Genomic DNA, 17,056 nt, shown 5'->3' with positions numbered 1-17,056 from the left:
GGCCTCTAGGACTCCACCAGCCCCACCTGCACCATCGGCTTCCCCCGCTTCCGCGACACGAAGATGCCCCGTCCCGCGGGCATCGGCCGCGGGCGCACGCCGCCCAGCAGCTCGCCCTCCGCCGGGTCGCCCGCGAGGACCACGCCCTGGGCTCCGAGTTCCTTGATGCGCTGCATGAAGGCTTCGTAGCCGGCGCGGCCGGCGCCCGCCGTGGAGCGCGCGATGATGAAGCGGACACCGACGTCGCGGGCGAAGGGGAGGAGTTCCGTCAGGCCCGCCAGGGGGTTGCCGCTGGAGGTGGACACCAGGTCGTAGTCGTCGATGACGACGTACACCGTGGGACCCCGCCACCAGCTGCGGTTGCGCAGTTGCTCGGGGGTCACGTCGGCCGTAGGCGTGCGACGCTGCATCAGGTCGGCCAAGGCGTCCATGTGGTGCTGCATCTGGTTCGACATCGGGATGTACTCGGCCAGGTGCGAGTCCGGGGTCACCCCGAGCAGCGAGCGGCGGTTGTCGACGACGAACAGCTTGCAGCTGTGACCGTCGTAGCGCTCCGTGAGGCCCTTGATCAGCAGCTTCAGCAGATTCGACTTGCCGGACTCGCTCTCCCCGAACACCAGGAAGAACGGGTCCTGCTCGAAGTCCACGAACACCGGCTCGAGGTTGTCCTCGTCGAGGGCGAAGGAGATGCCCCGGTCCGGGAAGCGGTCGCCCGGCGGGAGCTGGGCCGCCGCGAACTCGCGGGGCAGCAGACGGACCTCCGGTGCGCCGGGCTCCTGCCAGTGGCGGGTGACCTCGGCCGCCAGAGCGGTCGACGCCTCCGCGAGGTCCGTGTCCGAGGAGAGGCCGTCGATGCGCGGGACCGCCGCCATGAAGTGCTGCTTCTGCGGGGTCTGGCCACGGCCCGGCACGCCGGTGGGGACATTGGCCGCGATCTTGCGGTCGACCTCGGAGTCCATGGGGTCACCCAGCCGCAGTTCGAGGCGGTTCATCAGGTGGTCCTTGAGGTTCGCCCGGACCTCCATCGAGCGCGACGCGGTGATGATCACGTGGATGCCGTAGCCGAGACCGCGCTGGGCCATGTCCAGGACCAGCGGCTCCAGGGCCTCGTAGTCCGTGCGGAAGTTGCCCCAGCCGTCGATGACCAGGAAGACGTCGCCCCAGGGCTGGTCGGTCACCGAGATGTCACCGCGCGCGCGGCGGGAGCGGAACTCCGCGATGGAGGAGATGCCCGTGGAGCGGAAGTACTCCTCGCGGCGGGTCATGACGCCGTACACCTCGGCCGCCGTACGCCGGACCTTCTCCGGGTCGAGGCGTGAGGCCACCCCGCCCACATGGGGCAGGCCGGCCACCGCGGCCATACCGCCGCCACCGAAGTCCAGGCCGTAGAACTGCACTTCGTAAGGGGTGTGGGTGAGGGCGAACGACGCGATGATCGAGCGCAGCAGCGTCGACTTGCCGGACTGCGGGCCGCCGATGATCTGCATATGGCCGGCCGCCCCGCCGAAGTCGAGCCACAGCGGGTCGCGGCGCTGCTCGTAGGGCTTGTCGATGAGACCGACCGGGACGACGAGCCGGCCCGCGCCCTCGTAGCCCGGCTGGGTCATGCCGCGGCCGGGCACCGGGGCGAGGCCCGGCAGCAGCGTGTCGAGCGACGGCGGGCTGTCCAGCGGGGGCAGCCACACCTGGTGGGCGGCCGGACCCTGCGCCTCCAGGCGCCGCACGATCACGTCGAGCACGGTGTCGGCGAGCGCGTCGTCCTGCTGCTCGGCTGCCGTCTCCTGACGCTGCTGCGGGACCGGCACGTACTGCACCGGCACCTCGGCCGCGGTGAACACGACCGGCCTGCGGTCGACGGGCAGCGGGCCGCCGAGCGCCGCGGCCTGCTGCGAGCTCGTGCGGTACACGCCGGAGACGTACGCCGCCTTGAAGCGCACCATTTCGTCGGTGCCGAACTTCAGGAAACCGGAACCCGGGACGTTCGGCAGCTCGTAGGCGTCCGGGACACCGAGCGCGGCGCGGGACTCGGCCGCCGAGAACGTCCGCAGACCGATGCGGTACGAGAGATACGTCTCCAGGCCGCGCAGGCGGCCCTCCTCCAGGCGCTGGGAGGCCAGCAGCAGGTGCACACCCAGCGAACGGCCGATACGGCCGATCTGCACGAACATCTCGATGAAGTCCGGCTTGGCGGTCAGCAACTCGCTGAACTCGTCGATCACGAGGACCAGGGACGGGATCGGCTGCAGCGGGGCGCCGGCCGCGCGGGCCTTCTCGTAGTCGTGGATGTTGGCGTAGTTGCCCGCGTCGCGGAGCATCTCCTGACGGCGGTTGAGCTCACCGCGGATCGAGTCGCCCATGCGGTCGACGAGGGTCAGGTCGTCCGCGAGGTTGGTGATCACGGCCGCCACATGCGGCAGCTGGGCCATGCCCGCGAACGTGGCACCACCCTTGAAGTCGGCGAGGACGAAGTTCAGCGTCTCGGACGAGTGGGTCACGGCGAGGCCGAGCACCAGCGTACGCAGCAGCTCCGACTTGCCGGAACCGGTGGCACCGACGCACAGGCCGTGCGGGCCCATGCCCTCCTGTGCCGCCTCCTTGAGGTCCAGCATCACGGGCCGGCCGTCCTCACCGAGACCGATCGCCACCCGCAGCCGCTCCGACTGCGAGCGCGGTCGCCAGGTCCGCTTCGGGTCGACGGAAGCCGCGTCACCCAGGTTCAGGAGATCCGTGAACTCCAGGTTCGCCAGCAGCGGTTCGTCGTCGTCCCCGCCCGATCCCAACCGCAGCGGCGCCAGTTGGCGGGCGAGGGCTTCGGCGGCCTCGTACGACAGGACGTCGGGTGTCCCCTCGTAGACCATGCCGTGCGCCGACTCCAGGCGCAGTTCCTCGGGCCGCACGATGACGGAGAGGTCGCCGCGGCCGACGGTGAGGTCGCCCGGCACGACCTCCAGGACCGTCACGCCCTGCAGGCCCTCGGGGTTGGCCAGCAGCGACGTGGGGGGCAGGGAGACGCCGTCGAGTACGACCACCAGGTGCGGCTGTTCGGGAACCGGGGCGCCGTCGGGGTGGAAGCGCGGGCGGCCCTCGAGGCGGGAGGCGAGCCGGTCCTCCAGCTCCACCGGGTCGGTGGTGATCAGACGCATGCTGCCGGCGCCGTCGGCGAGACCCGGGGCCTGTACGTGCGGCAGCCACTTGGCCCACTCCCACTCGGGCGCCGACTGACGTCCGGTGGCGACGGCGATGACCAGGTCCTCGGGAGAGTGCAGCGAGGCCAGGGAGGCGGCGACGGCACGGGCGGCGCCGCGCACGGTGCCGGGCTCTCCGCTGATCGTCACGTGGTAGAAGGCCCGCAACGAGACCGCCATCGGCAGCTCGTCGAGGGTGCTGTGCGTGGCCAGGAAGCGCTGCATGGCGCCCGCGGTCAGCGGCTCCAGCTCGTCCACCGGGGCGGTCTGCGGCGGGATCAGGGCAGTGGCCAGGGCCTGCGGGCCGAGACCCACCCGCACCTGCCCGAAGTCCTCGTCACCGGTGCGCCGTTCCCACACCCGGCTGCCCTCGGCGACCAGTGCCCACAGTTGCTCCGGCGAAGGGTGCAGGTAGTACTGGGCGTCGCGCTGGGCCTTGGCGGTGTCGAGGGCGGAGCGCCGGGTCTGGGAGAGGTAACGGAGGTAGTCACGGCGCATGTCCGCCATCTGCCCCTGGTTGCCGCGGCGGTAGCGCACGAGCATCGAGATGCCCATGGCGACCGTCGAGGCCACCATCAGCAGGCCCATGATCTTCATGAACGGCTGGGCCTGGGGGTTGAAGAAGAACACCACGGACCCGCCCATGCCCAGCATGGGCAGGAGCTGCATCCAAGCGCTTTCCTGCTGGCCGCGCGGCAGTTCCGGCGGCGGCTCCAGCACGACCTCGTCCGTGGGCACTTCCTTCGGCAGTGCCCGCGGTGGGCGCTTGACGACGATGTGGCTCACTACGCACCAATTCCCTTGCCGGACCGAGATTTTTCGTCCGCCGCCCCGTGTCAGGCGAACGTCGATCGCGAAGCGCGATCCTACTGACAACCACGGACAACGGCTGGCGGTAGGGTGCCGGTGAGACGCGTGAGCAGTTGCGAATCGTTCCGGGAAAACCCGGGCAATCCGCAACGGTTCGAAGGGGGCGCCTGCCCGCAGAGCCCGGATGCGACCGCCCGGTCGGCCGGTTGAGCGGGGGGCGCCGCACAACCTACACAGGATTTTTACGGGCGGACGTGCGCGGCGGCACCGTGGGCCGCCCCACCACCGACGAGGGGGAACAGCAGGTGAGCATGACGGCCTCCGCGCCGGCCGGCGCGACCGGCGGACCGGGCACCGGAGCCCCTTCCGGGGCGGGCATGGGATTCGGCTTCTGCCGGGTCACCATCGTGGCGCCCGACAGTCGTATCGACGTGGCGCTGCCCGACGACGTACCGGTCGCCGACCTGTACCCGGAGATCCTGCGCCTGTCCCAGCAGAGCCCCGCCGAGGGCGCTCCGGTCGGCTACCACCTCGTACGGCGGGACGGCACCGTCCTCGACGGTGCCCGGTCCTTCACGGCTCAGCGCATCCTCGACGGTGAGCTGCTCACCCTGCGCCCGTTCGCCGAGTCGCTGCCGCCCGCCGTCCTCGACGACGTCTCCGAGGCGGTGGCCTCCGCCGTCACCCGCGACCGCACCCTGTGGAGCGGCGACCTGACCCGCGCCGCGGGACTCGTCGCCGGCGGCATCCTGCCCGTGCTCCTCGCCTTCGTGGCCTGGAGCTCCCAGGTCCACCACGACATGCACAGCCTGCAGGGCATCATCGCGGGCGTCACCGGCATCCTGCTGGTCACCCTCGCCTGCGTACGCGCGCGTGTCTACGACGACCGGGGCTCCGCGGTCGCGCTGGGACTCGGCGCCCTGCCCAACATCGGCGTGGCCGGTTCCGGACTGCTGCCGCTCGCCGCCGGCGAGGGCATCGGGCGGCTCCAGTTCCTGCTCGCCTGCACGGCGGTCCTCGTCGCCTCCCTGGTGCTCACCCTGGTCTCGCCGGGCGGCGACGGACCCTTCGTGGCGTTCCTCTTCGCCTCCGCGATCGGTCTGGTCACCACCTTCATCGCGACCCTCACCGACCTGCGGCCCATCGAGACGGCCGCCATCTGCGCCCCGCTGTCCGTGGTGGCCCTGGCCTTCCTGCCCGGGCTGTCCATGCGCTTCGCGCGACTGCCCATCGGCTTCGAACCGCCCAACCCCTCCCGCGGCGGCTACGGCACCGCCGAGCCCGCCCCGCAGGAGCCCGTGGACGCCGAGCGGGTGGCCGCCCAGGCCCGGCGCGGCCACGAACTCCTCGTCGGCCTCGTCGGGGGCTGTGCCCTCGTCGCCGTGGGCGCGTCGATCGTCCTCGGCTTCTCCAGCAACACCTGGGCCCAGCTCCTCGCGCTCGCGACCGGCGTGGCGATGCTGATGCGGGCGCACCTGTTCCGTTACACCGCGCAGGTCGGCGCCACCCTGGCCGCGGGCCTCGCCGCGATCGTCTTCCTCGGCATCGGGCTCGCCCTGAACCCGCCCCGGGGGTACCTGATCGACGCCTTCCAGGGCGACACCACCGCCCTCGACATCCGCAGCGTCTGGCTCGCTGCGGCGGTCGGCGCGGCCGCCGCCCTGGTCACCGCGATCGGTCTGATCACTCCGCGGCGCGGTGTCACCCCCTTCTGGGGGCGTTTCCTGGAGATCGCCGAGAGCTTCGTCCTGCTCACCCTGATCCCGCTGGCGCTGGCCGTGTTCGACGTGTACGCGCGCGCACGGGCGATGACCAGCTGAGGACCGGCGCTACGGGAAAAGGGGCGGCACGCATGCGTGCCGCCCCTTTTCCCGTGTTCCGTTCACTGCGCCGCGAGACCGCCGTTGCGCTCGTTGGGCTCCAGGTCGAACTCCCCGTCCCGCGCCCCCAGCACGAACGCCCGCCACTCCGCCTCGGTGTACCGCAGCACGGTGCCGTGGTCGAGGGAGGAGCGCATCGCCACGGCTCCGTCGGGCAGGTAAGCGATCTCGACGCGCTCCTCGTGCTCCTCCGCGCCGGGCGCGCAGTGCCACTCCACGCCCGAGATGTCGAGCGCGTACAGCTCGTCCCGCTCCCGCTCCTTGCGTGCCTTGATCTCCGCTTCCGTCTCCGTCATCGTGGCGCGATCCCCTTCCGGCGTGCGTACGGTCCCGGCGCTCACCCTAGTGGCCCGCGGCCCCCCGTCCGGGTGGTTCGGGGAGCGGGGGAAAGGTGCCGGCCACCTGCTGGTACCCTGGGTGACGGCCGTTTGTGTACGCACCCCCGGAACCGTCGGTTCTGGTGGCCGCGCCCAGCGGATCCCCGCCTCCCGAGTAACGGAAGCTCCCCCGAGACGCAGACCGGGGGCACTCGGAGGCACTCAACAGACTATGAGGAGTACGCGTGTCGCTCGACGCCGCTACGAAGAAGCAGATCATCGGCGAGTTCGGTACCAAGGAGGGTGACACCGGCTCCCCCGAGGTCCAGGTCGCTCTGCTCTCCCGTCGGATCTCCGACCTGACGGAGCACCTCAAGACCCACAAGCACGACCACCACTCCCGTCGTGGCCTGCTGATCCTCGTCGGTCAGCGCCGCCGCCTTCTCCAGTACCTGGCGAAGAAGGACATCCAGCGCTTCCGTACGCTGGTCGACCGCCTCGGCATCCGCCGTGGTGCGGCGGGCGCCAAGTAAGACGCCGTGAAGGGAGCGGTTCCCGGTAGCACCCGGGGACCGCTCCCTTCGTCGTACACGTGGAAACGTGCGGAGTGTCACTCACGCTTTGTAGTGTGGTAGCACAACGCAATACGCACGACACAGAACGGCGTACGGCACAGCACGACGTACGACGTAGAACGAGGAGAAGCGCTCCTCGCCGCCGCCGGTCCTCGGTAGTGGCCCCCGGGGGATGCGAGCCCCGGGTGCTTCGATCGAAGACCGGCCCGCACCAGACGGCGCGCTTCTCCACCACCGTCCCCCTGCCACACGGGCAGCCAAGGGACGAAAGACGATAAGTAACGGAGAAAACGCTAGTGGAGAACGAGACCCACTACGCCGAGGCCGTCATCGACAACGGCCCCTTCGGCACCCGTACCATCCGCTTCGAGACGGGCCGCCTGGCCAAGCAGGCCGCCGGTTCCGCCGTGGCGTACCTGGACGACGACACCATGGTGCTGTCGGCCACCACCGCCTCCAAGAACCCCAAGGACCAGCTCGACTTCTTCCCGCTGACGGTGGACGTCGAGGAGCGGATGTACGCGGCCGGGAAGATCCCCGGCAGCTTCTTCCGCCGTGAGGGCCGGCCGTCCGAGGACGCCATCCTCACCTGCCGACTGATCGACCGCCCGCTGCGCCCGTCCTTCAAGAAGGGCCTGCGCAACGAGATCCAGGTCGTCGCCACGATCATGGCGCTCAACCCCGACCACCTGTACGACGTCGTGGCGATCAACGCCGCGTCCGCGTCCACGCAGCTGGCCGGTCTGCCCTTCTCCGGCCCGATCGGCGGCGTCCGCGTCGCGCTGATCCGCGGTCAGTGGGTCGCCTTCCCGACGCACACCGAGCTCGAGGACGCCGTCTTCGACATGGTGGTCGCCGGCCGTGTCCTGGAGGACGGCGACGTCGCGATCATGATGGTCGAGGCCGAGGCCACCGAGAAGACCATCCAGCTGGTCGAGGGCGGTTCCGAGGCGCCGACCGAGGAGGTCGTCGCCGCCGGTCTGGAGGCCGCGAAGCCCTTCATCAAGGTCCTGTGCCGCGCCCAGGCCGACCTCGCCGCCAAGGCCGCGAAGCCGACCGGTGAGTTCCCGATCTTCCTGGACTACCAGGACGACGTCCTGGAGGCCCTGACCGCGGCCGTCCGCCCCGAGCTGGCCCAGGCGCTCACCATCGCCGGCAAGCAGGAGCGCGAGGCCGAGCTGGACCGCGTCAAGGCGCTCGCCGCCGAGAAGCTCCTGCCGGAGTTCGAGGGCCGCGAGAAGGAGATCTCCGCCGCGTACCGCTCGCTGACCAAGACCCTGGTCCGCGAGCGCGTCATCAAGGAGAAGAAGCGCATCGACGGCCGTGGCGTCACGGACATCCGTACGCTGGCCGCCGAGGTCGAGGCCATCCCGCGGGTGCACGGTTCCGCGGTGTTCGAGCGTGGCGAGACCCAGATCCTGGGCGTCACCACCCTCAACATGCTCCGCATGGAGCAGCAGCTGGACACCCTCTCCCCGGTGACCCGCAAGCGCTACATGCACAACTACAACTTCCCGCCGTACTCCACCGGCGAGACCGGCCGCGTCGGCTCCCCGAAGCGCCGCGAGATCGGCCACGGCGCCCTCGCCGAGCGCGCCCTCGTGCCGGTCCTGCCGACGCGCGAGGAGTTCCCGTACGCGATCCGCCAGGTCTCCGAGGCGCTGAGCTCCAACGGCTCGACGTCCATGGGCTCGGTCTGCGCCTCCACCATGTCGCTGCTGAACGCCGGTGTGCCGCTCAAGGCCCCGGTCGCCGGTATCGCCATGGGCCTGATCTCCCAGGAGATCGAGGGCGAGACGCACTACGTCACCCTCACCGACATCCTCGGTGCCGAGGACGCCTTCGGCGACATGGACTTCAAGGTCGCCGGCACCAAGGAGTTCGTGACCGCCCTCCAGCTCGACACCAAGCTGGACGGCATCCCGGCCTCCGTCCTGGCCGCGGCCCTCAAGCAGGCCCGCGACGCCCGCCTGCACATCCTCGACGTGATGATGGAGGCCATCGACCGGCCCGACGAGATGAGCCCGCACGCTCCGCGGATCATCACCGTCAAGATCCCGGTCGACAAGATCGGCGAGGTCATCGGCCCCAAGGGCAAGATGATCAACCAGATCCAGGAGGACACGGGCGCCGAGATCACCATCGAGGACGACGGCACGATCTACATCGGTGCCGCCGACGGTCCCTCGGCGGAGGCCGCCCGCGCCACGATCAACGGCATCGCCAACCCGACGATGCCCGAGGTCGGCGAGCGCTACCTCGGTACGGTCGTCAAGACGACCACCTTCGGTGCGTTCGTCTCCCTGCTGCCCGGCAAGGACGGTCTGCTGCACATCTCGCAGATCCGCAAGCTCGCCGGCGGCAAGCGCGTGGAGAACGTCGAGGACGTCCTCGGCGTGGGCCAGAAGGTCCAGGTCGAGATCGCCGAGATCGACTCCCGCGGCAAGCTCTCCCTCGTTCCCGTGATCGAGGGCGAGGAAGGCTCTTCCGACGAGACGCAGAAGGACGACGCCGAGCAGTGACGTCCCGTAGCTCCAAGGCGACGGCCCGCACCTCTTCGGAGGCGCGGGCCGTCGCCCGTACCCAAACCCTCATCAAGGGCCAGAACGGCATCGGCACGGTCCGCAAGACCACCCTTCCGGGCGGCCTGCGCATCGTCACCGAGACCCTGCCCTCGGTCCGCTCCGCGACGTTCGGCATCTGGGCGCACGTCGGCTCCCGCGACGAGACCGCGGCCCTGAACGGCGCCACGCACTACCTGGAGCACCTGCTCTTCAAGGGCACGCGCAAGCGCAGCGCGCTGGACATCTCCTCCGCGCTCGACGCCGTCGGCGGCGAGATGAACGCGTTCACGGCGAAGGAGTACACGTGTTACTACGCGCGCGTGCTCGACACCGACCTGCCGCTCGCCATCGACGTCGTCTGCGACATGCTGACCGGCTCGCTCATCCTCGAGGAGGACGTCGACGTCGAGCGCGGCGCGATCCTCGAAGAGATCGCCATGACCGAGGACGACCCGGGCGACTGCGTGCACGACCTGTTCGCGCACACCATGTTCGGCGACACCGCCCTCGGCCGCCCGGTCCTCGGCACGGTCGACACCGTCAACGCCCTCACCGCCGACCGCATCCGCCGCTTCTACCGGAAGCACTACGACCCGACCCACCTCGTGGTCGCCTGCGCCGGCAACATCGACCACGCCAAGGTCGTACGACAGGTCCGCGCGGCCTTCGAGAAGGCGGACGCCCTCCGGAACGCCGACGCGCAGCCCATCGCCCCGCGCGACGGCAGCCGTACGATCCGCACCTCCGGCAAGGTCGAACTGCTCGGCCGCAAGACCGAGCAGGCGCACGTCCTCCTCGGTATGCCCGGCCTCGCCCGCACCGACGACCGGCGCTGGGCCATGGCCGTGCTCAACACCGCCCTCGGCGGCGGCATGTCCTCCCGCCTCTTCCAGGAGGTCCGCGAGAAGCGGGGCCTGGCGTACAGCGTGTACTCGTACACCTCCGGCTTCGCCGACTGCGGCCTGTTCGGCGTGTACGCCGGCTGCCGGCCGAGCCAGGTGCACGACGTGCTGCGGATCTGCCGCGACGAACTCGACCACGTCGCCGCCAACGGCCTCACCGACGACGAGATCGCCCGCGCCGTCGGCCAGCTCCAGGGCTCCACCGTCCTCGGTCTCGAGGACACCGGCGCGCTGATGAACCGCATCGGCAAGAGCGAGCTGTGCTGGGGCGAGCAGATGTCCGTCGACGACATGCTGGACCGGATGGCGGCGGTCACCCCGGACGAGGTCCGCGCGGTCGCCCGCGACATCCTGGGACAGCGCCCGTCGCTGTCGGTCATCGGTCCGCTGAAGGACAAGCAGGCCGCGCGGCTGCACGACGCCGTCGCCTAACCCCTCCCGGTCACTCCCGTAAGGAAGCAAGAGATGAGCAAGCTGCGCGTGGCGGTCCTCGGTGCCAAGGGCCGGATCGGGTCCGAGGCGGTCAGGGCGGTCGAGGCCGCCGAGGACATGGAGCTGGTCGCCGCCCTCGGCCGGGGCGACACGCTGGAGACGCTGACGGCGGCCGGCGCCCAGGTCGCGGTGGAGCTGACCACCCCGGACTCCGTCATGGACAACCTCGACTTCTGCGTGCGCCACGGCATCCACGCGGTCGTCGGCACGACGGGCTGGACCGAGGAGCGCCTCGCGCAGCTGAAGGGCCGGCTCGCCGAGTCCCCCGAGACCGGTGTGCTCATCGCGCCGAACTTCTCCATCGGGGCCGTCCTGACGATGAAGTTCGCGCAGATCGCCGCGCCGTACTTCGAGTCGGTCGAGGTGGTCGAGCTGCACCACCCGAACAAGGTGGACGCCCCGAGCGGTACGGCCACCCGCACCGCCCAGCTCATCGCCGAGGCCCGCCGGGCGGCCGGTACGGCCCCGGCACCGGACGCCACCGCCACGGCCCTGGACGGCGCGCGGGGCGCCAGCGTCGACGGGATCCCGGTCCACGCCGTCCGCCTGCGCGGCCTGCTGGCCCACCAGGAGGTGCTGCTCGGCGGCGAGGGCGAGACCCTGACGATCCGCCACGACTCCCTGCACCACAGCAGCTTCATGCCGGGCATCCTGCTCGGCGCCCGCCGCGTGGTGACCACTCCGGGCCTGACGTTCGGCCTGGAACACTTCCTGGACCTGAGCTGAGACAGACCCTGCCATGCGCGCGAAGATCACCTACCTCGTCACGGCCGCCGTCCTGGTCTTCTACTTCGTCCTGGTCGGCAGCCGCGGCGTGATGCTCATCGAGTCCGGCACGGTCGTCACCGTCACCTTCGGGGTCGCGGTGTTGATCCTGCCGGTCATCGGCCTGTGGTTCCTGTGGAAGAACACCCAGTTCGTCCGCAGGGCCAACGCCCTCGCCGCCGAGCTGGACGCCGAGGGCGGACTGCCGGTCGACGAGCTGAAGCGCCTGCCCAGCGGCCGGATCGACCGCGACTCGGCCGACGAGGTCTTCGCCAGGCGCAAGGCCGAGACCGAGACGTCACCCGACGACTGGCGCTGCTGGTTCCGCCTCGCCGTCGCCTACCACGACGCCCGCGACACGCCACGCGCCCGCAAGGCCATGCAGAGGGCTATCGCCCTGCACGACGGAAAACCGGTCCAGGCCTGACCGCGGCGCCCATGCGCCGAACCGGCCCGGGGCGTGCGCGAGTGCCCGTGCGCCGTGGCCGGTCGCCCGGTACCCCGCGCCCCTCCGCGGCGCAGCGGCACCGCTCGGCACGGCGAACCGGCCCCTACGGCCGCCCGCACTCCGCCGCCCACGCCTCCACCACGTCCGCGGCCCGGTCGAAGGCGGCCGGGCGGCCCAGGAAGTCCAGCGTGTGCGTGGTGAGCAGCGGCGCCGCGTCCTTGGCGGACCGGTCCTTGCGGACGAGCACCAGCGCCTGCCCCTGCACCGTCCGCGGCAGCCCCAGCCAGCGCACCGGCTGCTGCACGGTCCGTACGGAGACCACCCGGGCCCACGGCGCCGTACGCGTCACCAGGAAACCGACCTGGCGCAGCCCCCGGCCGCTGACCCACACGCCCATGCGCAGCAGTCGCAGCGCGCCGGCGATCACCATGAGCGCCGCGACGAAGACCGCTCCGCCGGAGGACACCGAGTCGGTCAGGGCGAGGGCCACCGCGGCGAACAGCACGAAGGAGGCGAACAGCAGCACCAGTGCCGCCGCGGCCACACGCCAGGGACCGGGACGGTAGGGGCGCCGCCAGCGCTCCCGGTCGTCGTACGGCAGCGCGCTCTCGGCGGCGGCCTCGAAGGTCCGGTCGGCCGTCAGGAAGGACAGGGGCACGGCTGGTCCTCACAATCCTTGCGTGAGCTGTGCCCGGTGAGGCTATCCGCCGGTGTTCCCGCTCACCACCCGTGGGCGGCCGGAAGAGTCAGTGCCCCTGGGAGGCCTGGGACTGCTGCACCGGCGTACTGGACGGCGTCGACATCGCCGGCAGGCCGAGTATGAGGGCTCCCACCAGCCCGGCGACGATCGTGAGACCCAGCAGCGAGCGCCCGGCCATCTCGCCGAAGGACACCCGCTGACGTGGCGGGGGAGTGACATTGCTGCTGAACCGGTCCGCCTCGGCCAGGAAGGCGAAGGGTACGGGCTCGCGGCGACGGAACATCGCGGTTACGTCTCCTCTCGGGGATCGAACGAGCAGGCCTCACCGGTACAGACGCTCGAGTGACACAAAAGGTGCCCATGTCGGAAAAAATCCGTGGTGGGATTTTTGAGGTGAGGTACTGCCGTGGCCCGGGCGGGTGCCCCGTAAGGTGGGCGCGAACCACAGCTGTGATGGGAAGGACCCCAACCCCCGTGACCACCCCCGAGTCGCTCACGTTCCGCAGTGACGTCACCGTCGAGCTGGTGAAGTCCAGCGCTTCGGACGCCGACGTCCTCTTCGCCGCGCGGGTCTCGACCGCCGGCGAGCAGTCCCTGGACGAGCTGAAGAAGGACCCCGAGCGCTCCAAGGGGCTGATCAACTACCTGATGCGCGACCGGCACGGCAGCCCGTTCGAGCACAATTCGATGACGTTCTTCATCAGCGCCCCGATCTTCGTGTTCCGTGAGTTCATGCGGCACCGCGTCGGCTGGTCGTACAACGAGGAGTCCGGGCGCTACCGGGAGCTGGAGCCGGTCTTCTACGTCCCCGGCGCCGACCGCAAGCTGGTCCAGGAGGGCCGCCCCGGCAAGTACGTCTTCGTCGAGGGCACCCCGGCCCAGCACGAGGCCGTCAGCAGCACCTTGCGGGAGTCGTACGAGCAGGCCTACGGCGCCTACCGGAAGATGCTCGCCGAGGGCGTCGCCCGTGAGGTCGCCCGCGCCGCCCTCCCCGTCGGCCTGTACTCCTCGATGTACGCCACCTGCAACGCCCGCTCCCTGATGCATTTCCTCGGTCTGCGCACCCAGCACGAGCTGGCCAAGGTGCCGTCCTTCCCGCAGCGGGAGATCGAGATGGTCGGCGAGAAGATGGAGGCGGAGTGGGCGAAGCTCATGCCGCTCACGTACGCCGCCTTCAACGCGAACGGACGTGTGGCCCCGTAAGGCAAGGCCTACGAAGCTCTGTTCCCCCACCAGGAACGGATGTCCGGATCAGCCTCGCGAAGTGTCCGTATTGCGGCATTTAGAGAAGTTCATCTAGCCTGATCAAACGGACCCGGCACTGCTTGAACCCCCGAGCAGGCAGTGCCGGGCTCCGCATTTGTCCTGACTTTCCCGACACCCCACGGGCAGACCGCGCATTGAGCACCGAGTAGCGTGTTACCCATGGCTCCGACCTCGACTCCGCAGACCCCCTTCGGGCGGGTCCTCACCGCCATGGTCACGCCCTTCACGGCGGACGGCGCACTCGACCTCGACGGCGCGCAGCGGCTCGCCGCCCACCTGGTGGACGCAGGCAACGACGGCCTGATCGTCAACGGCACCACCGGCGAGTCCCCCACCACCAGCGACGCGGAGAAATCGGACCTCGTACGAGCCGTACTGGAGGCGGTCGGCGACCGCGCCCACGTCGTCGCCGGCGTCGGCACCAACGACACCCACCACAGCATCGAGCTGGCCCGCGAGGCCGAGCGCGTCGGCGCACACGGCCTGCTCGTCGTCACGCCGTACTACAACAAGCCCCCGCAGGAGGGCCTCTACCGGCACTTCACGGCCGTCGCGGACGCCACCGGCCTGCCGGTCATGCTCTACGACATCCCCGGCCGCAGCGGCGTCCCGATCAGCACCGAGACCCTCGTCCGGCTCGCCGAGCACCCCCGGATCGTCGCCAACAAGGACGCCAAGGGCGACCTCGGCCGCGCCAGCTGGGCCATCGCCCGGTCCGGCCTCGCCTGGTACTCCGGCGACGACATGCTGAACCTCCCGCTGCTCTCCGTGGGCGCGGTCGGCTTCGTCTCGGTCGTCGGCCACGTCGTCACCCCCGACCTGCGCGCCCTGGTCGACGCCTACGTCTCCGGCGACGTCGTCAAGGCCACCGAGATCCACCAGAAGCTGCTCCCGGTCTACACCGGCATGTTCCGCACCCAGGGCGTGATGACCACCAAGGCCGCGCTCGCTCTGCAGGGCCTGCCCGCGGGACCCCTGCGCTCGCCCATGGTCGAGTGCTCGCCCGAGGAGATCGCCCAGCTCAAGATCGATCTTGCCGCCGGCGGGGTACAGCTCTGACAACAGACTTGGCAGCACACAGGCTTCACAACTGAAGAACAACAGAAGAGGCGGGCCACCGGTGCCCGCACCCCACAACGACAACTGCTTCTGCACGAACGTCATGCGCGCCACGTGCCCGACCGGTACGTGGCGCGTGTGGTGAGGAGGGTCTTTTGAGTCATCCGCATCCCGAACTCGGTCCGCCCCCGCCGCTCCCGGAGGGCGGTCTGCGGGTCACCCCGCTCGGCGGTCTCGGCGAGATCGGCCGGAACATGACGGTCTTCGAGTACGGCGGCCGTCTGCTGATCGTCGACTGCGGAGTGCTCTTCCCGGAGGAGGAGCAGCCCGGAATCGACCTGATCCTGCCGGACTTCTCGTCCATCCGGGACCGTCTCGACGACATCGAGGGCATCGTCCTCACGCACGGCCACGAGGACCACATCGGCGGTGTCCCGTTCCTGCTCCGCGAGAAGCCGGACATCCCGCTGATCGGCTCCAAGCTGACCCTCGCCCTGATCGAGGCCAAGCTCCAGGAGCACCGCATCCGCCCGTACACCCTCGAGGTGGCGGAGGGGAACCGCGAGCGCATCGGCCCCTTCGACTGCGAGTTCGTCGCCGTCAACCACTCCATCCCGGACGCCCTGGCCGTCGCCATCCGCACCCCCGCGGGCATGGCGGTGCACACCGGCGACTTCAAGATGGACCAGCTCCCGCTGGACAACCGCCTCACCGACCTGCACGCCTTCGCCCGGCTGAGCGAGGAGGGCATCGACCTCCTGCTCAGCGACTCCACGAACGCCGAGGTCCCGGGCTTCACCCCGCACGAGCGCGACATCTCCAGCGTGCTGCGGCAGGTCTTCGCCGGCGCCCGCAAGCGGATCATCGTGGCGAGCTTCGCCAGCCACGTCCACCGCATCCAGCAGATTCTGGACGCGGCCCACGAGTACGGCCGCCGGGTCGCCTTCGTCGGCCGTTCGATGGTCCGCAACATGGGCATCGCCCGCGACCTCGGCTACCTGAAGGTCCCGCCGGGCCTGGTGGTCGACGTCAGGACGCTGGACGACCTGCCCGACCACGAGGTGGTCCTGGTCTGCACGGGCTCCCAGGGCGAGCCGATGGCGGCCCTGTCCCGCATGGCCAACCGTGACCACCAGATCCGCATCGTCGAGGGCGACACGGTCATCCTCGCGTCCTCGCTCATCCCCGGAAACGAGAACGCGGTCTACCGGGTGATCAACGGCCTGACCCGCTGGGGCGCCAACGTGGTCCACAAGGGCAATGCCAAGGTGCACGTCTCCGGCCACGCGTCCGCGGGCGAGCTGCTGTACTTCTACAACATCTGCCGCCCGAAGAACCTGATGCCGGTGCACGGGGAGTGGCGCCACCTGCGGGCCAACGCCGAGCTGGGAGCGCTCACCGGAGTCCCGCACGACCGGATCGTCATCGCCGAGGACGGCGTGGCGGTCGACCTGGTCGAGGGCAAGGCCAAGATCTCCGGCAAGGTCCAGGCCGGTTACGTCTACGTCGACGGCCTCTCGGTCGGGGACGTCGGCGAGCCGGCTCTCAAGGACCGCAAGATCCTCGGAGACGAGGGCATCATCTCGGTCTTCGTGGTCGTGGACTCGTCCACCGGCAAGATCACCGGTGGCCCGCACGTCCAGGCGCGCGGTTCCGGCATCGAGGACTCGGCCTTCACCGACGTCATCCCGAAGATCACGGAAGTACTGGAGCGGTCGGCCCAGGACGGTGTCGTGGAGCCCCACCAGCTCCAGCAACTCGTCCGCCGCACCCTCGGCAAGTGGGTCTCGGACACCTATCGCCGCAGGCCGATGATCCTGCCGGTGGTCGTGGAGGTCTGACGCCTCGTCGGCAGCCGGCCGACGCGAGCCCGGAGCGGGGCGCCTCGATTTGCATCGGGGCGCCCCGCTCCAGTACGTTTACGGCTCCGCCCAACCGGGAACCCCAGCACTTCATACGCTGGACACAGGTGCCCGGAGCGGGTGGGAAAGCCGACTCAGAACTTCTGATAAAGTCGGAACCGCCGGAAAGGGAAACGCGGAAGCGGGAACCTGGAAAGCACCGAGGAAATCGGATCGAGAAAAGATCTGATA

General features: G+C 70.2%; 13 protein-coding genes. 9 read left to right on the top strand and 4 right to left on the bottom strand.

All coding sequences use genetic code 11. The annotated features are described in order from the left end of the window. Nucleotides 1-5: 5 nt before the first annotated feature. The gene (gene eccCa / locus ACWC94_RS14735; RefSeq protein ID WP_450796913.1) at nt 6-3,971 is read right to left on the bottom strand and encodes a type VII secretion protein EccCa; all 3,966 of its coding nucleotides are present in this window, start codon (nt 3,969-3,971) and stop codon (nt 6-8) included. A 335-nt stretch (nt 3,972-4,306) separates the two neighbouring features. Here eccCa and eccD point away from each other — a divergent pair, with 335 nt between their 5' ends. Continuing rightward, complete coding sequence (gene eccD / locus ACWC94_RS14730) at nt 4,307-5,815, top strand: type VII secretion integral membrane protein EccD (protein WP_450797077.1); 1,509 nt, start codon at nt 4,307-4,309, stop codon at nt 5,813-5,815. A 62-nt stretch (nt 5,816-5,877) separates the two neighbouring features. Here the strand turns inward: eccD and ACWC94_RS14725 are convergent, their stop codons facing one another. Next, nucleotides 5,878-6,171: a DUF397 domain-containing protein gene (locus ACWC94_RS14725; protein WP_450796912.1), complete on the bottom strand. Its 294-nt coding sequence runs from the start codon at nt 6,169-6,171 to the stop codon at nt 5,878-5,880. A 266-nt stretch (nt 6,172-6,437) separates the two neighbouring features. On the opposite strand from ACWC94_RS14725, the gene rpsO reads away from it, so the two are divergent. The 5 genes from rpsO to ACWC94_RS14700 all read left to right on the top strand — a co-directional run bounded on the left by rpsO (nt 6,438) and on the right by ACWC94_RS14700 (nt 11,917). Continuing rightward, a complete protein-coding gene (gene rpsO / locus ACWC94_RS14720) occupies nt 6,438-6,725 on the top strand; it encodes a 30S ribosomal protein S15 (protein WP_053664877.1) in 288 nt (95 codons plus the stop codon). 338 nt (nt 6,726-7,063) lie between these two features. Continuing rightward, nucleotides 7,064-9,289, top strand: a complete 2,226-nt coding sequence (locus ACWC94_RS14715) for a polyribonucleotide nucleotidyltransferase (protein WP_450796911.1) — start codon at nt 7,064-7,066, stop codon at nt 9,287-9,289. After that, nucleotides 9,286-10,665, top strand: a complete 1,380-nt coding sequence (locus ACWC94_RS14710; protein ID WP_450796910.1) for a M16 family metallopeptidase — start codon at nt 9,286-9,288, stop codon at nt 10,663-10,665. Before ACWC94_RS14715 ends, ACWC94_RS14710 begins: the two co-directional genes overlap by 4 nt. A 33-nt stretch (nt 10,666-10,698) precedes the next feature. Then, the gene (gene dapB, locus ACWC94_RS14705; protein WP_450796909.1) at nt 10,699-11,451 is read left to right on the top strand and encodes a 4-hydroxy-tetrahydrodipicolinate reductase; all 753 of its coding nucleotides are present in this window, start codon (nt 10,699-10,701) and stop codon (nt 11,449-11,451) included. Nucleotides 11,452-11,464: 13 nt separating this feature from the next. Next, nucleotides 11,465-11,917, top strand: coding sequence for a hypothetical protein (locus ACWC94_RS14700; RefSeq protein WP_450796908.1), 453 nt, complete (start codon nt 11,465-11,467; stop codon nt 11,915-11,917). A 124-nt stretch (nt 11,918-12,041) separates the two neighbouring features. Here the strand turns inward: ACWC94_RS14700 and ACWC94_RS14695 are convergent, their stop codons facing one another. Together ACWC94_RS14695 and ACWC94_RS14690 are read right to left on the bottom strand one after the other, a co-directional pair. Then, entirely contained in the window at nt 12,042-12,596 is a 555-nt protein-coding gene (locus tag ACWC94_RS14695) for a hypothetical protein (protein WP_450796907.1), read from the bottom strand. An 88-nt stretch (nt 12,597-12,684) separates the two neighbouring features. Beyond that, the gene (locus ACWC94_RS14690; protein ID WP_450796906.1) at nt 12,685-12,921 is read right to left on the bottom strand and encodes a hypothetical protein; all 237 of its coding nucleotides are present in this window, start codon (nt 12,919-12,921) and stop codon (nt 12,685-12,687) included. A 170-nt stretch (nt 12,922-13,091) separates the two neighbouring features. On the opposite strand from ACWC94_RS14690, the gene thyX reads away from it, so the two are divergent. The 3 genes from thyX (at nt 13,092) to ACWC94_RS14675 (ending at nt 16,804) form a co-directional block, all read left to right on the top strand. Then, the gene (gene thyX, locus ACWC94_RS14685; RefSeq protein WP_450796905.1) at nt 13,092-13,841 is read left to right on the top strand and encodes an FAD-dependent thymidylate synthase; all 750 of its coding nucleotides are present in this window, start codon (nt 13,092-13,094) and stop codon (nt 13,839-13,841) included. Between the two features lie 222 nt (nt 13,842-14,063). Further along, the gene (gene dapA, locus ACWC94_RS14680; RefSeq protein ID WP_450796904.1) at nt 14,064-14,963 is read left to right on the top strand and encodes a 4-hydroxy-tetrahydrodipicolinate synthase; all 900 of its coding nucleotides are present in this window, start codon (nt 14,064-14,066) and stop codon (nt 14,961-14,963) included. Nucleotides 14,964-15,118: 155 nt separating this feature from the next. After that, a complete protein-coding gene (locus ACWC94_RS14675) occupies nt 15,119-16,804 on the top strand; it encodes a ribonuclease J (protein WP_450796903.1) in 1,686 nt (561 codons plus the stop codon). The last annotated feature ends 252 nt before the right edge of the window (nt 16,805-17,056 follow it).

This window comes from Streptomyces sp. NPDC001135, from assembly GCF_053598395.1.
Note: the sequence above shows the minus strand (reverse complement) of the source record. Positions and strands in the feature narration are given on the sequence as shown.

Excerpts from the sequence above, each read along its gene's own strand:
- dapA (WP_450796904.1), top strand. The coding sequence starts at position 14,064 with ATGGCTCCGACCTCGACTCCGCAGACCCCCTTCGGGCGGGTCCTCACC.
- ACWC94_RS14725 (WP_450796912.1), bottom strand. The coding sequence starts at position 6,171 with ATGACGGAGACGGAAGCGGAGATCAAGGCACGCAAGGAGCGGGAGCGG.
- ACWC94_RS14690 (WP_450796906.1), bottom strand. The coding sequence starts at position 12,921 with ATGTTCCGTCGCCGCGAGCCCGTACCCTTCGCCTTCCTGGCCGAGGCG.
- thyX (WP_450796905.1), top strand. The coding sequence starts at position 13,092 with ATGGGAAGGACCCCAACCCCCGTGACCACCCCCGAGTCGCTCACGTTC.
- eccD (WP_450797077.1), top strand. The coding sequence starts at position 4,307 with ATGACGGCCTCCGCGCCGGCCGGCGCGACCGGCGGACCGGGCACCGGA.
- ACWC94_RS14700 (WP_450796908.1), top strand. The coding sequence starts at position 11,465 with ATGCGCGCGAAGATCACCTACCTCGTCACGGCCGCCGTCCTGGTCTTC.
- dapB (WP_450796909.1), top strand. The coding sequence starts at position 10,699 with ATGAGCAAGCTGCGCGTGGCGGTCCTCGGTGCCAAGGGCCGGATCGGG.